The organism is Thermosynechococcus sp. JY1331, assembly GCF_031583475.1.
In the GTDB taxonomy this organism is placed as follows: Bacteria; Cyanobacteriota; Cyanobacteriia; order Thermosynechococcales; family Thermosynechococcaceae; genus Thermosynechococcus.
Genome location: NZ_CP134180.1, coordinates 1,553,900 through 1,569,447, shown reverse-complemented (window position 1 = coordinate 1,569,447; position 15,548 = coordinate 1,553,900). Strand labels below are relative to the sequence as shown.

Genomic DNA, 15,548 nt, shown 5'->3' with positions numbered 1-15,548 from the left:
AGTGCCGAGGATGTTGTCTTTTTATTACAACCCTTTTTGCTTTGAATTCATAAATAATCAATTATGAACGAGATTCATTGCATCCACGGCATTAACAATAAGCCAGTTGCTTCTGAAGCACTTGAACATGCACTTCAAGCAATCTCAAACATCCACAGAGAGTGTTTTCTGGGATATCTTCTACCGACACCAGAAGGACTTTCAGCCATTGAGAATCTCTCCTCTTTACGGAAAAAGTCTCAGCAACGCCAAATTAATAGACCGAATTCTCGTGGAGCAAAGCTTAAGCAACTGGAAGATTCAATTGCTACCCTTGATCATCAGCAACATCGGGCGGTGATTGAAACCATTGATGGCGTCCAACAGATTCGTGGCTTAGCAGGCTCTGGTAAAACTATTATCCTTGCTCTAAAGGCTGCTTATTTACATAGTCAACACCCTGATTGGTACATTGTAGTAACCTTCCAGACGAGAGCCTTAAAAGGACAATTCAAGCGCCTAATTAATCAGTTCTGTATATCGCAAACCAATGAGGAACCAGACTGGACAAAAGTGCGGATAGTTAACGCATGGGGAGCTAAGGGGGATGAAGAACGGGATGGACTTTATTATGAATTTTGTAGAGTTACGGGTAGTGAGTTTCTTGATTTTTCAACAGCTAGGAGTCGTTTTGATAGTAGTGAAAAAGCTTTTGACAGTGCTTGCCAGCTAGCACTTGATACAGTCACAAAAGTGCCAGAAATTTATGATGCTGTTTGGTACTGGTATAATTAATGATCAAAACTTTCCTAAGATAGTTAGGCACCCCAAATCCATATGGGATGTCAAATTTGATCACTGTGAAAACATTGGATTAGTAATAAGTGAAACGGATTATTCAGTAATTCACCAAATACTTACAAATAATAGATACTATAGTGTAAAAATGATTGATGGTGGATTGCTTCAACTTATTTATCGGTTCCAAAGAAATACTCTCATTCAGCATCGCCTTGCTTATTATCTATCTTCTCAATTACTGCCATTTCAAGAAGATCCAGCATCTTATTTTGAAGACACGCACTTCCTTGAGATTATTAATAGACGTACTATTGCTTTTCCTTTGCGGTTTGACTTTGATCAGCAAGCGGCTATCAATAAGACACACCCAGCTTGTCATCTAACTTTGGGCGATGCAAAAAATTGATGAAAGTGGTATGGTTCACGTTGTCATTCCTGATATAGAGTGATCATGAACAATGCGGTTGCAATGAAAGCCAAATGGCAATTTTGGATCGATCGCGGGGGCACGTTTACGGATATTGTCGCCCGCCGTCCCGATGGTCAAATGGTGGTGCACAAGCTGCTCTCAGAGAATCCAGAGCAGTATCGCGATGCAGCAGTAGCGGGAATTCGTACTCTCATGGGGTTGGCGCCGGATGCCCCCATTCCCAGTGAAGCCATTGAAATTGTGAAACTGGGGACAACGGTAGCCACCAATGCCCTTTTAGAACGCAAAGGCGAGCCAACGGTGCTCCTGATTACCCAAGGCTTTGGGGATGCTCTAGCCATTGGCTACCAAAACCGCCCGGATCTGTTTGGCTTAGCGATTCAGCAACCGCCGCCCCTCTACAGCCATGTCATTGAAGTCAAAGAACGGGTGAGTGCCCAAGGGGAAATTCTCGTCCCCCTTGACTTAGAAGCCCTGAAGCCCCAATTGGCAGCGGTCTATGACCAAGGCATCCGCAGTTGCGCCATTGTGCTCGTGCATGGCTACCGCTACCCTGACCATGAACAACAGGTGGCAGCCTTGGCAAGGAAGATGGGGTTTAGCCAAGTGTCGGTGTCCCACGAGGTAAGTGGCCTGATCAAGCTGGTCAGCCGGGGCGATACGACTGTTGTGGATGCTTATTTGTCGCCGGTGCTGCATCGCTATCTGCAGGGGGTGCAGGGGGAGCTGGGGGAGATTCCCCTCTACTGTATGCAGTCCAATGGCGGTGTGGTGGCGGCCGCCTGCTTGCGCGGCAAGGATAGTCTGCTTTCAGGCCCTGCTGGGGGGATGGTGGGGGTGGTGCGCACCGCTTTAGCCGTAGGGATTGAGCGGCTGATTGGTTTAGATATGGGGGGCACCTCGACAGATGTCTGCCACTATCGTCACAATCCGGATGCCCCTTGGCCAGAGTATGAGCGGTGGCAGGAAACGACCATTGCGGGTGTGCGGCTGCGATCGCCCCTCCTAGCCGTGCATACCGTCGCTGCCGGCGGTGGCTCGATTTTGCGATTTGATAAGGGGTGCTACCAAGTGGGGCCAGACTCTGCCGGTGCCAATCCCGGACCTGCTGCCTATCGTCGCGGCGGACCTCTCACGGTGACCGATGCCAATCTCCTCTTGGGGAAAATTCAGCCCGCCTATTTCCCCGCTGTCTTTGGCGCCGATGGTCAACAGCCCTTGGATCGCGAGACGGTGGAACAGCAATTTGCTCAACTGCGCCAAGAGATCTACGAGAGCACCGGAGATGCCCGCAGTGTTGCCGATGTGGCGGCTGGTTTTATTGAAGTGGCCGTGAATACCATGGCACAGGCAATTAAGAAAATTTCCCTAGAGCAGGGGCACGATGTGCGCGACTATACCCTCTGCTGTTTCGGCGGTGCCGGCGGCCAACACGCCTGTTTGATTGCCGAGGTGTTGGGAATGCCGCAGGTGTATCTCCATCCCTATGCGGGGGTGCTCTCGGCCTACGGCATTGGTCAGGCGGAGCTGCGGGTACTCAAGGAGCAAACGATTGAACAACCCCTCACCGCCGCTGTCCTAGCAGAGCTGCAAGGCCAAATTGAGCAGCTAAAAGGGCAAGCAATAGATGAACTTGTTGCCCAAGGGGTCGATCGCCCGCAGATTCAAAGTCAAGTGCGCATCGGCTTAGGTTATGTGGGGACAGATACGATCCTCTGGGTGCCCTGGGCAGATTTGGAAAGGATGGCAGCCGCATTTGCCCAAGCCCATCGCGATCGCTATGGGTTTACTATACGGGGGCGATCGCTCCGCATCGGTCAAGTCGCAGTTGAAGCCGTTGCTGTTCAAGCAGTTCCAGCGGTCACGATGCCCCATGCCGCCACAGAACTCACGCCCCTTGCCCATGTGTCGGTTTACAGCAAAGGCCAATGGCACAAAGCACCCGTCTATGAGCGCGATCGCCTCCCTGCCCATCAGATCATTGCAGGGGTGGCCTTGATCTTAGATGCCACAGGAACCAATGTGGTTGAGGCAGGCTGGCAGGCCGAAGTGGATGATCAAGGGGGGCTGTGGCTACGTCCCCTGCAAGAATCCCCCGCACCGTCAAAGCAGATTGCCGCCACCGTTGCGGATCCAGTGCAGCTTGCAATTTTTCAACAGTTATTTCGCGCCATTGCTGAGCAGATGGGGGTAACACTCCAGCAAACCAGTGCCTCGGTCAATATTAAAGAACGGTTGGATTTTTCCTGTGCTCTGTTTGATGCTGCCGGCAACCTTGTGGCCAATGCCCCTCATATCCCCGTCCATTTGGGGTCAATGAGCGAAAGTGTTAAGGCACTGCTGGCTGAGAAAGGCAACACCCTCCGGGCGGGTCAAGTGTTTGCCACAAATAATCCCTATCGCGGTGGCACCCATCTGCCGGATATTACCGTAATTACCCCCGTATTTCTCAAGGGGGAAGCGCAACCCGCCTTCTTTGTCGCTTCGCGGGGGCACCATGCTGACATTGGGGGGATCAGCCCCGGATCCATGCCGGCCAATAGTACCGATGTCCGTCAAGAGGGAATTCTCTTTGATAATGTGCTGCTGGTGGAGGGCGGGGAGTTTCAAGAGGCGGCCATTAATCAACTGTTGAGCCAAGCCCCTTGGCCGGCTCGCTATCCTGAGCAGAATCTGGCGGATCTGCAAGCCCAAATAGCCGCCAATCAGCGGGGGGTACAAGAACTGATTACCCTGTGCGATCGCTATAGTCGCGAGGTTGTGGCTGCCTACATGGAATTTAGCCAAGCCAATGCCGCTGAGTGTGTGCGCCAATGCCTGCGATCGCTCCAAGGGGGTCGCTTTTGCGTGGCGATGGACAACGGCAGCCAAATTCAGGTGCAAATTACCATTGATAGCACCGAAGGCACCGCTTGCCTCGACTTTGAGGGCACCTCCCCGCAAACCAATGACAATTTCAATGCTCCCCTTGCCATTACCAAGGCAGCTGTGCTGTATGTCTTCCGAACCCTCGTACAAGAGGACATTCCCCTGAATGCGGGCTGTTTGCGTCCCATTGAACTGCGGGTGCCGCAAGGCTCACTATTGAACCCCCAGTTTCCGGCGGCGGTGGTTGCTGGCAATGTCGAAACCTCGCAAACCCTTACCAATGCCCTCTACGGTGCCCTCGGCATTATGGCAGCGGCTCAGGGAACGATGAACAACCTCAGCTTTGGCAGCGATCGCTATCAATACTACGAAACCCTCTGTGGCGGCGCTGGGGCAGGAGCCACCTTTGCCGGAGCCAGTACCGTGCAAACCCACATGACCAACTCTCGACTCACCGATGTCGAAGTGTTAGAAAACCGCTACCCCGTGATTGTTTGGGAGTTTTGCCGTCGCCGGGGCAGTGGGGGCAAAGGGCAGCAACCGGGAGGAGATGGGGCAATTCGTGTCCTTGAGTTTCGTGAACCCATGACCGTCAGCCTCCTCAGCCAGTCGCGCAAAATTCCCCCCTTCGGGCTTTTTGGAGGTGAATGCGGTGCGGTAGGTGAAAATCAATGGCTGAAACTCGGACAGACTCCCCATCTTTTACCAGGAACCGCCACAATCAATGTCCAAGCGGGCGATCGCCTGCGCATTTGTACCCCAGGTGGTGGTGGCTTTGGGATACCTCAACTCTCAGATTAGATATATCAAATTAATCTTCATCGTCGGTGGGTTGACCGTTGCTACTCACTTGTCTAAGGTGAATGTGCTTACGGCCAAGGGTAATTTCAAATTCATCCCCCGGCTTGAGATTCATTTGCTTGGTATAAGCTGAACCAATGAGCAAATTACCATTGGCTTGTACCGTGATTCGATAACTAGCACTGCGACCGCCTCGGCTGCCACCACGTCCTGACTTCGTATCAAGATTCATCCCCAAGGCTTCAAGAAGCGCCTTATTAAACTTCATTTTGCTGATGCGCTCCTTACCACTTTGGGTGATCGTATAGTAGCCACAGGCCTTTGCTTTTTCCTCGTGGCTGAGATGTTCCAATTGTTTGTACTTCTCTAATAAAGCAGCACCTGTCAAGGGTTCTACTTGTTTGCGTCCCATTTTAACCTACCTTTTCAATGATCCAATACTGTCTATTCATTGGCGATTCAATCAAAGAGTGCCAAAGTCTGACAGCGGACTCGTAATGAATGAGTGTCTATCTTTAGCAAACCATAATTTTTTTCAGAATTCAAGTTGCGATCGCCCTTGAGTCAGGGTTTTACATTTCCTTTAGACGAGTTACATTGACACTCTTTTCACAGGGACGCAAGAGGCTCAAAAAAGGTGAGGGCTAGTGTAGAAAGTACGCCACCTCTTTTACAGCCCTTTTCACAGGTGTCCACAGACTCAACACTACAAAAGTCACGACGGAAGAGATTTCTATCAGCGTTTATGTGTCCCCTATTTAAGATAAGGGCGGTAGATGCTCTATCCTTCAAAACAATGACGCTAATCAAACTTACGGCACTTTTTGCAAGAATTGAATACGCTCACAACAGTCGCTTCAGTGTGAGGTGGAAAAGCCCAAGAGTGTCCAACCCGAGTTGGCCTGCTGATCATTGTGAACTATTTGGGAAAATAGAAGCAAGCTCAAGCACTTGTTCGGGGAACTGCGGCAATTGCACAACGCCACTGGTCGGAATAATTCTCTTGCTGAGGTAGCCAAACTGCCGCGGTGTAATTTCAGCAGGTTCGCTATAGACTTCCAGTGTGCGATCGCTAACATTGAACAGCCAATAATAGGGAATCTTGGCTTCAGCATAAAGCGATAGTTTCACTGTGCGATCGTACTCTAGGGATGAATCCGCCACTTCTATCACAAGGAGCGTGTCCGCAGGTGTGGGATGGGCTGAGGCATAGTCATCTTCTTGGTTTTTAACGATCGCCACATCGGGTTCTGGCTCACCATCAAAGGCAATCGTAATCGGCGACTGGCACTGAAGCGTGGCGCGATCGCCCACAATCTTCGGTAAAATTCGCAATAATCGCCGCAGACAGCTTTCGTGCGCTGTTCCCTTTGCCGCCATGCGCACCAGTTCCCCCCGAATTAGCTCAATGTGGTCATCTTCCCTCAGAAACCCAAGTTCCAGTAAACGGTGGTAGTCCTGCACCGTAAATCGCACTGGTTGGGGGGTTGGAGTGGGTTGGCAAGTAGTAGTGATCATGATCTTAATTTTAGGCAGAGTCTCAGAAGTGACGCATTCCTCGCTAGAGAATGCCCTAAACTGTGGAAACATCAAGGGTGTGGTGCCCTATGATTCCACGTCAACTGGTATTGCGCAATTTCCTCAGCTATCGCCAAGCCACTCTTCCCTTTGCGGGGTTACATCTGGCCTGTATTTGTGGTGCCAATGGGGCGGGCAAGTCCTCGCTTCTTGAGGCGATCGCCTGGGCACTGTGGGGGCAAAGCCGCGCTAGCCGTGAGGATGATGTGATCTACTACGGCGAAATGGAAGCCCAAGTGACGTTTGAGTTTAGCGTTCAGGGGCAGACCTATCGGGTGGTACGGTTGCGGCGCCGCGAGCAACATACGGTTTTAGAGTTGCAGATTCAAACAGTAGCGGGCTATACCTCGCTAACGGGGCGATCGCTACGAGCAACACAGGAAAAAATCATTCAAATTCTGCGCCTTGACTACGCCACGTTCGTCAACAGTGCCTATCTGCGCCAAGGCCGTGCCGATGAATTTATGGCCAAACGCCCCAGTGAGCGCAAGCAACTCTTGGCCACCCTTTTAGGCTTGGATCAATACGAGACCCTTGCGGAAGCGGCTCGCGATCGCGCCCGTGACTACAAAGCCCAAATCAGCGTTCTGGAACAACGCCTCCAGAGCCTAGGGGAGCAACTCGCCCAAGAACCGCAGTTACGCGCCCAACAGGCAGCGGTGAGCCAGCAGATTCAACAGCAACGGCAGCAAGTCGAGCAGTGTCAACAACGGCTCCAAGAGCAACAGGCCGCCTACCACGTCTATCAGCTGCAACAGCGGGACTACGATCACCTGCAACAGCAGCGAGACACCCTCGGGACAACAATCGCCCATCTCGAGCAGCAGTGCCAGACGCTCCGCCAAGAACAGGCCGCGATTGCGGATCTAGAAGCCCGTGCCCCCCTCTTGGAAGCCGCCGTTAGCCAATGGCAGCGCCTGAAAACCGCTGAAGCGCAATTGCAGCAGTGTTTTGCTGACTATCAACGGCTGCGCCAACAGCGCGATCGCCAGCAGCAGAACCTCGACCAGCAGCGCCAAGACCTTCTACGCACCCTGCATGGATTGGAGAGCCAGCAGCAATTTCTTCTGGAACAATGCCAGCAGTTGGAAAAGCTCCTCAAGCAAGAAAATCAGATTGTCGCTGCCTTTGAACAGTTACAGCGATCGCGCGCTCAGCTCCAAGCCCAGGAAGAGCTTCAACAAAAAGTCTTTCCCCTTCTGCAAGTCAAACAGCGCCTTGAACTGGAACGGCAACAGCAGGAACAACGCCTCCGCAGCCGGCGCGATGAATTGCAACAGTTGTGGCGGCATCTCCATCAACAGGTGGAACGACAACCCGCTCTCCAAGAGGCAGTGACATTGATTACTGCCCAGATTGAAACCCTTGAAAAACAGCGCATCTATCAAGACCATGTGCGGGAAAAGGGACTAGAGCGCCGCCGCTTCCTAGAGCAACTGCAAGCCCGCCAGCGGGAATATGAGCGGCAAATTAATCAACTGGAGCAGCGCTTAGAACTGCTGAATCAGCCGGGAGCGATTTGCCCCCTGTGTCAACGTCCCCTCGATGCCGAGCACCACGAGGCTGTCCTGCGCCGCAATGCCGCCGAAAAGGAAGAACTCCTGAATCAGGTGTGGGTGATTCGCGAGCAATTGGCAGTCACCGAGCGGGAAATTCAAGTCCTGCGGCGGGAATATCTAACAGTGGGCTATGAGATCTCACAACTGACGCAACTGTTTGAGCAGCGGGGGCAACTTCAGCAGCAACTCCAGAGCACCCAAGATTTAGAACCGCAATTGGATCGCCTCGCCGGAGAAATCCAAGAGATTGAGCGGCAGCTGAGGAACGGCCATCAGGAAACCCTTGGGGAACTGCAAGCCATTGAGGCGGAACTGAAACGCCTGAACTATGACGAGAAAAATTTGGCGATCGCCCGCGGGCAAGTGGAAAAATGGCGTTGGGCCGAAGCCAAGGAACAGGAACTCCGCCAAGCGCAGCGGCAATACCGCCAAATTCAGCAACAACTGCCGACCCTAGTGGTACAACAGGAAGAACTGCAACGCCAACTCAATGCCCTTGAAACCCTCTCCCCCTTGGCACAAACCTTGGCCACCATTGATCAGCAGTTGGCGGCCTTAGCCTACGATCCTGAGCAGCATGCCCAAATTCAGGCACAACTGGCGGCATTAGAACCGGACTATGAGGCCTATCAGACCCTGCAACGGGGGCGATCGCGCCAACCCCAACTCCGCCAAGACCTCCAGCACCTAGAGGAAACGCTGCACCAACAACGGGAACAACTGCAACGCATTACTGACAAACTCGCGACCCTTGAGGACACTGCACGCGCCGCTGCCCGCCTTGCCGCCGAGCTGAACCAATGTCAACAGGAACTCCTGAAGCAGCAGCAGACCCTCGAAGCTAACCTTGCCCAGCAGGGCAAACTCAGCGCTGAATTAGAGCAACTCCATCGCCTAGCCCAGGAATACGAACAGGGACAGCAAACCCTTGCCCACCTCCGCCATCAATACCGCCTCTACTGTGAGCTAGCCCAAGCCCTAGGCAAAAATGGCATTCCTGCCATGCTCATTGAAACCGTCTTGCCCCATCTAGAGGCAGAAACCAACCATATCCTAGGCCGCCTGAGTAACCATCAACTCCATGTCCAATTCATTACCCAACGCAGTCGGCGGCGCAGTGGCGCTGATACTAAGCCCATTGAGACCCTCGATATTCTCATTGCCGATTGCCAAGGGACTCGACCTTACGAAAGTTATTCGGGGGGTGAAGCCTTTCGCATCAATTTTGCGTTGCGTTTAGCCTTGGCGCGACTGTTGGCGCAGCGCTCCGGCAGTGATGTCCAGTTTCTCATTATTGATGAGGGGTTTGGTACTCAAGATGCCCAGGGCTGTGAACGGCTGATTGCCGCCCTGAACGCGATCGCCCCTGAATTTCACTGCATCCTCGCCATTACTCATGTGCCTGCCCTCAAAGAAGCTTTTCAAACCCGCATCGAAGTCACCAAAATAGGGGGAGCCTCCCAACTCAGCATCATTACCTAGGACAGGGGTAGCAGCTTGCGGCACAATATCGGCAAAATGGTAGAGTAGGGTCAGCAACAGCACACTTTGCCAATGACGGTTGAACTTATTGCCAAACTCAGCGATCCCATTGTCAGTGCCGGACAGGGGGCACAGCGCCAACTGGAACTAACGTTAGCGGCACAGCGACAACAACAGCAGCGCGCTCCTCTCAATCTCTGCCTGATTTTGGATCACAGTGGCTCAATGGCATGGCAACCTTTGGCAATGGTCAAGCGAGCCGCGCAGTCCTTGGTGGATCGGTTACTGCCGACGGATCGCCTGAGTATCGTGGCCTTTGATCACAAAGCTCAGGTGTTAGTGCCCAATCAATTTGTGCAGGATAAAACCGCAATCAAGGAGCAAATTGCAACCCTTGAGCCAAGTGGTGGCACTGCCATTGATCTGGGGATGAAACTGGCTCTGACAGAGTTGGCCAAAGGCAAACAGGGAACCATCTCCCAAGCCTTTTTGCTCACCGATGGGGAGAATGAACACGGCGATAACCAACGCTGCCTTGAACTGGCCAAGCTGGCAGCAGAGTACAACATTACGTTTAATACCTTGGGGTTCGGCGTTCACTGGAATCAGGATGTCCTTGAGCAGATTGCTGATGCGGCAGCAGGGCGTTTAGTCTTTATTGAATATGCGGAGCAGGCGATCGCCTGTTTTCAAGCGCTCTTTAGCCACATTAGCAGCGTGGACTACACCAATGCCCATGTCCTATTGACCCTGAGCGAGGCGGCACAACTAGGGAGCTTCAAACCAGTCAACCAAGTGGCTCCCGATACGATTGAACTCACCTACGACAGCCCCACCCCCCACGAGTATGTGATTCGGGTTGGCGATGTTTCCGCTACCGTCAAACGCACACTCCTGATCACCCTGAGTACCCAACCCTTGCCCCCAGGCTCTCACCTGATTGGTTTTGTCCAAGTCCGCTACGATGACCCCGTGCAGCAAGCCACTGGCCTTTTCTCCGAGAGGATTCCCCTGACGCTCACGGCAGAACCCGATCACATCGCCCAAGTGGATCCAGAAGTACAGCAGAGTATACTCACCCTCGAAAAATACCGCAAAACCCAGTTGGCAGAAACAAAGCTGCAAGCGGGAGATACCGCGGGCGCTGCCACCTTTTTGCAAAGTGCTGCCAAAACGGCTCTGCAAATGGGAGATACGGAAGCAGCAAAAGTCCTTGAAGCCTCGGCTCAAGAGCTACAGCAACAATCTACCCTCAGTGAAGCCGCCCTCAAGCGCACCCGCATTGCCTCAAAAACAGTCCTGAGCAATCCCCCCTCAAACTAGCCACACAGCATCGCCATTCTGGCAGCCTAAGAGCGACTGGGCATTGCCACCATTAACGGCTAGCTCAATAAACCCATGACTGCCTACTAATGCCATCAGATGTTGAGGTGGAACATCACCATAGGTGTGAACGAGGGGAATCTGCTGCCCCTGAATCTGAATGTGGTGGTAGTCCTTGGCTAAAAGCGCCGCAGGGAGTGTGGTGATCACATTCCCAAAGTGATCAATCGCTTGAATCCAACCTTGGATGCCTTGGGGGGTAATCTCATAGGTGAGATGGGGCAAGCGCACCAAACTGTCTGGCTCAATGGCAGAGCCAAGGCGCGCCAAATCTGTTCCTGCAGCTAAATGGGCGGCCACGGGGGCAAAAATATCCCGCCCATGGAAGGTAGCACTGGGGTTGGGGGTGCGCCAAAACTGCGGCTGGGTGAGTTCAACCACTCGCTGAGGAGGATAGCGATCGCACACTTGACTAAAGACACCATTATCGGGCCCCACACAATACCCGATCCCCAGATCAAGGGCGATCGCCCGCCGACGGGTTCCCACCCCCGGATCCACCACCACGACATGCACCGTTTGCGGGGGAAAATAGGGTACCGCTTGCAGCAGTTGAAAACTGGCCGTGCGACAATCCTGCGGCGGAATTTCATGGCACAGGTCAATCACTTGGGCTTGGGGATAAAGACTTAAAATCACCCCCTTCATCACACCGACATAAACATCCTGATGGCCAAAGTCCGTCAGCAGGGTAATGCAGCAAGCCATGGGCAATCCCCTTAAAAGGAAAGGCGCTTAAACACAGGTTCAGGGATCCAACGAATCATCACCATGACCCAGTGCCAAATGGGCCGCACATAGATCACATCTTTCTTTTTTTCTATCCCTGTGTAGATAGCAGTGGCCACTTCCTCAGGCTCCGCCGTCAGCAAGGGGGGCAGTTTTGTGCCCTCGGTCATCCGTGTCCTCACATAGCCCGGCAAAACCGTTAAGACTCGAACTCCCGATTTGGCAAGGCGATGCCGCAACCCCGACAAAAAGGCTGTAAACCCCGCCTTGGCAGAGCCATAGCAGTAATTCTTTGCCCGCCCCCGTTCCCCCGCCACAGAGGAAATCCCCACTAACGTCCCAAACCCCCGCTGCTCAAACACATTAGCAAAGAGACTCAAAATAACGGCTGGCCCCTCATAATTGGTGCGCATCACTTCAAGGGTAAGGGATAAATCTTGCTCACATGCCTTTTGGTCTGGCATAAAGCCAACAACGCAGATCACGATCGCTGGTTGCTCCGGGAGTTGCTGGATAAAACTTGCATGGGTCTCCACCGCTAAAACATCAAATTCATGGACACTGACGGGCACGCCGTAGCGTATTTCCAGATCTGCTTTATCTGGCTCTAGGCGACTCACCTGCCGTGCCGCCAATTGAATCGGATAGCCTTTAGCCGCAAAGCGGTGGGCGATCGCCCGCCCCATATCGGAAGTTGCCCCCAAAATCAGCACAGGCGCCCTCATAGATGTAACCTCTTCGACTGTTCCGACGCAAAGTTCACCGTCCACTGATGGGCATTCCTAACTTGAACAAACCTCTCTACCCGAGCATCGGACTGGCGCAGGCGCATCGGCGTTAAATGGCTATCCTTGGCAAGGTAAAAGCGACCCCCATAGTGTAGGGTGATCTCCTCCAGTTGATCCAAAACCTTGAGGGTGCGTTGCGACATCGGAAAGTCCAAGGCCAAGGTATAACCCGCCATGGGAAATGAAAAATAACCCTGTTGATCCCCCAACTTCTTCAAGACCGCCAGAAAGGATCCCGCTCCCGCGGCTGACGTGCAATGCAGTAAGGCCGATAAACCTTCACGGGCAGTGCTCAGGGGCAAGACACATTGGAACTGGACAAAACCGCGCCGCCCATAGATGCGATTCCATCCCAATAAGCTATCAAGGGGATAGAAGAAAGTATCCCAATCCACAAAGGACTGACCCGCTTTGCGTTGACTGTTGAGGAAATACAGTTGATTAAAGGCACGCACGGTCAATGAATTCAAGGCACCATTGGGAAAATCCACGGGAATCGAGAGTTTGCGTCGTTGCGGAGTCCGCAGTGGCCTTTGGCGATATTTGGCTGGCAACTCCTCCCGTGTGGCGTGTTCGCCCAGCATGAGCACAGACCGTCCTAACTGCGAACCAGTCGCCAGACAATCAATCCAAGCCACGGAGTAGGTCACGTCCTGAGCCGCCTCAAAGAGATTAATGACCTCGTCTAAATGCTTGGCGATGCGGGTGGTTTGGCGAATCCACGCAGTTTCAATGGGGCGCAAGCGAAAGGCTGCCCTGAGGATCACCCCCGTCAAGCCCATTCCCCCCACCGTCCAGTAAAACAAATCCTGATTTTCGGAAGGGGAGCAGCGATAAATTTGCCCCTCGCTGGTGAGGAGATCCAGCCAGTCCAAACTGTGAACAAAACTGCCCTCTTTGTGGTGATTCTTGCCATGAACATCAGCCGCAATCATGCCCCCCACAGTCACGAACTTTGTACCGGGGGTAATCAAGGGAAACCAACCGCGAGGCACAAAAATCTCGAGAATCTCCGCCAGCAGCACCCCTGCCTCAGCAATCAATTGACCCGTGTGCGGATTAAACCCCAATAGGCGATTGAAGTGGCGCATTTGCAGCGTTGCTTCGCTATTGAGGGCGCTATCTCCGTAGGCACGGCCATTTCCTCGGGCAATGAGCGGCAAACCCCTCTTGAGAAGCTGGATCATCTCAGATTCTGAGCGCGGGCAATAAACATGACAGGTCTGCACAGGATACCGCCCCCAGCCGCAGAGCGTTTTAAGAGAACCCTTAGGCGTCATGGGAGAAGACATATCGCTTATCCAAGTGATACTTGACCACGTAGCCAATGGCTAGACCAATAATGGCGCCAATTTCGCGCATGAAATGGCTTTGCCAAATCAACCAAAAGACAGTTTCAAATCCCCAAAAAATGGCCGTTGTGAAAATCCCCATCGAAGCATACAGACTAAATTGACGGCTATAGTGATGCACACCCTTTTTATGATCAAAAAAAATCCAGCGCTTATCCAGATAGTATTTCACTACCAAACCCACGAGGGTACCCACTGCCACTGCGGTTATAAAATAAGGGAAACTATTATCAATGAGTAATATCACTCTTTGAAAAAATAAATTCATAAAGGTGGCAATAACCGCAAAAACTGTATAGCGAATAATCAGAGTTTGCAAACTCATAGAATCCCACCAATTATAAAGAGAAATAGGCAGATCAAGAAGCAGAGTTGACTTTGGCGATCTTTAATTGCATAAACAATTGGATCATCGTGCATCAAACCCCGATGGGTAATCATAATGGTTCTTGTAATCCAGTATAGAAGCACACAGCAAATGCCCCAGAGCACCTGTGGTCTTGTGTAAAGAAGCTGCACTTGGGGAGAGTTGATATAGAGCGCCAGCACCAAAATTGAGACATAACCCGCCCCAATGGCCATCATGCTAATAATCGGCAAATCGTCAATATGATAGCCCCGACCACTAGCCTTGAGTTGTTTACGGTGACGATGATCCACCAGTTCTGCTTGCCGCTTGACTGTTGCTAGGCAAAAGAAGAAAAAGATGGAGAAGGCCAAAAGCCAGACACTGAGGGAAATTCCTGTGGCAACCGCACCCGCAAAGATGCGAATGGTGTAAAGACCAGCCAGCGTGCAAATGTCAATAATAATCCGTCGCTTTAGGTAAAAGGAGTAGGCAGTTGTGAGACCATAATAGGCCAGCAGAATGCCCAGAAATGGCCAACTAATGGTGGTGGCGATCGCCATTCCCAGTCCTAAAAGCACTAAAATCATCCAGATGCCATGACAGAGGGGAAGATCTCCAGCAGCAAAGGGACGATGACGCTTGCGGGGATGGGCGCGATCGGCCTGCAAATCCAAAAGATCATTTAAGACATAGACACTGGACGCCGTCAGACTAAAAGTAGCCGCTGCCACCAGCGAAATCCAAAAGGTTGGTAAGTCAAATTGATGTGCCGCCAGCATTGGCACAAAGACCAAACTATTTTTCACCCATTGATGGGGGCGGATTTCTTTCAGGTAGGGTTGAATGCTTCGTTTTGCGGTACCTAGATGTTCTACATTGGGGTTGATTTGCTCAACTTTTTTGCACAGCCGAGGTGAGGCATTGACCGTAATTGCTTTGGCCGCAACTGCCCAAACGGGCAAATCAGCCTCAGAATCCCCCATATAGATAAAATTTTTCTCACCAAAACGCTCTACGATAAACCTTGCTTTATGCTCTCCCTTCAAATTAAGCTGGTCATCAGACCCATAAACCTCATCAAAAAGCCCTAAATGGGCAGCAATCTTATCAGCAATGAGTTGATCAGTGGCAGTGACGAGAGCAACCTTACCCCCCTTTGCTTTCCAAGCTTGAATATACTGAATAACTTCTGAATTATAGGGTAGTGATGTAACCTCTATTTTAGAGAGAGAAGCTAATTTTCTTTTAATCTGGGCGCGATGAAAGCTTCTTGTTTGAAAGAATATAACTAGAGCCTGAGCCAAAGAAGAACGGATTAATTCCAGCAAAATATCCGTTTTCAGCAGTGTACTGTCTAGATCGATAAGAAGATAAACCATCTTTTACAGTTTAAGACTTGCGCTATGTTCTTGGTCAGCTTAAAGTAAGCTACCGCTTAACCCATTCTTT

The 15,548-nt window shown here is 51.8% G+C and carries 12 protein-coding genes; 5 read left to right on the top strand and 7 right to left on the bottom strand.

All coding sequences use genetic code 11. From position 1 onward, the window contains the following. Positions 1 to 63 precede the first annotated feature (63 nt). The 3 genes from RHJ31_RS07545 (at position 64) to RHJ31_RS07535 (ending at position 4,879) form a co-directional block, all read left to right on the top strand. The gene (locus tag RHJ31_RS07545) at positions 64 to 774 is read left to right on the top strand and encodes a hypothetical protein (protein WP_302676168.1); all 711 of its coding nucleotides are present in this window, start codon (positions 64 to 66) and stop codon (positions 772 to 774) included. Next, on the top strand, positions 746 to 1,186 hold the full coding sequence (locus RHJ31_RS07540; protein WP_302676167.1) for a DUF2290 domain-containing protein: 441 nt from the start codon (positions 746 to 748) through the stop codon (positions 1,184 to 1,186). Before RHJ31_RS07545 ends, RHJ31_RS07540 begins: the two co-directional genes overlap by 29 nt. A gap of 63 nt (positions 1,187 to 1,249) precedes the next feature. Further along, positions 1,250 to 4,879: a hydantoinase B/oxoprolinase family protein gene (locus tag RHJ31_RS07535; RefSeq protein ID WP_302676166.1), complete on the top strand. Its 3,630-nt coding sequence runs from the start codon at positions 1,250 to 1,252 to the stop codon at positions 4,877 to 4,879. A gap of 10 nt (positions 4,880 to 4,889) precedes the next feature. On the opposite strand, the gene RHJ31_RS07530 is transcribed toward RHJ31_RS07535, so the two are convergent. Both RHJ31_RS07530 and RHJ31_RS07525 read right to left on the bottom strand, forming a co-directional pair. Continuing rightward, positions 4,890 to 5,291, bottom strand: coding sequence for an AbrB family transcriptional regulator (locus RHJ31_RS07530; RefSeq protein ID WP_206199770.1), 402 nt, complete (start codon positions 5,289 to 5,291; stop codon positions 4,890 to 4,892). A 497-nt stretch (positions 5,292 to 5,788) separates the two neighbouring features. Next, positions 5,789 to 6,397 carry a Uma2 family endonuclease gene (locus RHJ31_RS07525; RefSeq protein WP_302676165.1) on the bottom strand — a complete coding sequence of 203 codons (609 nt, stop codon included), beginning with the start codon at positions 6,395 to 6,397 and terminating at the stop codon, positions 5,789 to 5,791. 89 nt (positions 6,398 to 6,486) lie between these two features. Between RHJ31_RS07525 and RHJ31_RS07520 the strand changes: the two genes are divergently transcribed. Continuing rightward, positions 6,487 to 9,498: an SMC family ATPase gene (locus RHJ31_RS07520; RefSeq protein WP_302676164.1), complete on the top strand. Its 3,012-nt coding sequence runs from the start codon at positions 6,487 to 6,489 to the stop codon at positions 9,496 to 9,498. Positions 9,499 to 9,570: 72 nt separating this feature from the next. Next, positions 9,571 to 10,821: a VWA domain-containing protein gene (locus RHJ31_RS07515; RefSeq protein ID WP_302676163.1), complete on the top strand. Its 1,251-nt coding sequence runs from the start codon at positions 9,571 to 9,573 to the stop codon at positions 10,819 to 10,821. Here RHJ31_RS07515 and RHJ31_RS07510 read toward each other — a convergent pair. The 5 genes from RHJ31_RS07510 to RHJ31_RS07490 form a co-directional block, all read right to left on the bottom strand. Then, on the bottom strand, positions 10,813 to 11,589 hold the full coding sequence (locus tag RHJ31_RS07510) for an S-adenosyl-l-methionine hydroxide adenosyltransferase family protein (RefSeq protein WP_302676162.1): 777 nt from the start codon (positions 11,587 to 11,589) through the stop codon (positions 10,813 to 10,815). The two genes, RHJ31_RS07515 and RHJ31_RS07510, sit on opposite strands and share 9 nt — an antisense overlap. Positions 11,590 to 11,600: 11 nt before the next feature. Further along, complete coding sequence (locus RHJ31_RS07505) at positions 11,601 to 12,335, bottom strand: SDR family oxidoreductase (protein WP_302676161.1); 735 nt, start codon at positions 12,333 to 12,335, stop codon at positions 11,601 to 11,603. Next, complete coding sequence (locus tag RHJ31_RS07500; RefSeq protein WP_310828360.1) at positions 12,332 to 13,561, bottom strand: FAD-binding oxidoreductase; 1,230 nt, start codon at positions 13,559 to 13,561, stop codon at positions 12,332 to 12,334. The genes RHJ31_RS07505 and RHJ31_RS07500 overlap by 4 nt, the downstream gene beginning before the upstream one ends. Positions 13,562 to 13,667: 106 nt before the next feature. After that, entirely contained in the window at positions 13,668 to 14,075 is a 408-nt protein-coding gene (locus tag RHJ31_RS07495; RefSeq protein ID WP_302676159.1) for a GtrA family protein, read from the bottom strand. After that, complete coding sequence (locus RHJ31_RS07490; protein WP_302676158.1) at positions 14,072 to 15,478, bottom strand: UbiA family prenyltransferase; 1,407 nt, start codon at positions 15,476 to 15,478, stop codon at positions 14,072 to 14,074. Before RHJ31_RS07490 ends, RHJ31_RS07495 begins: the two co-directional genes overlap by 4 nt. Positions 15,479 to 15,548: the final 70 nt, after the last annotated feature.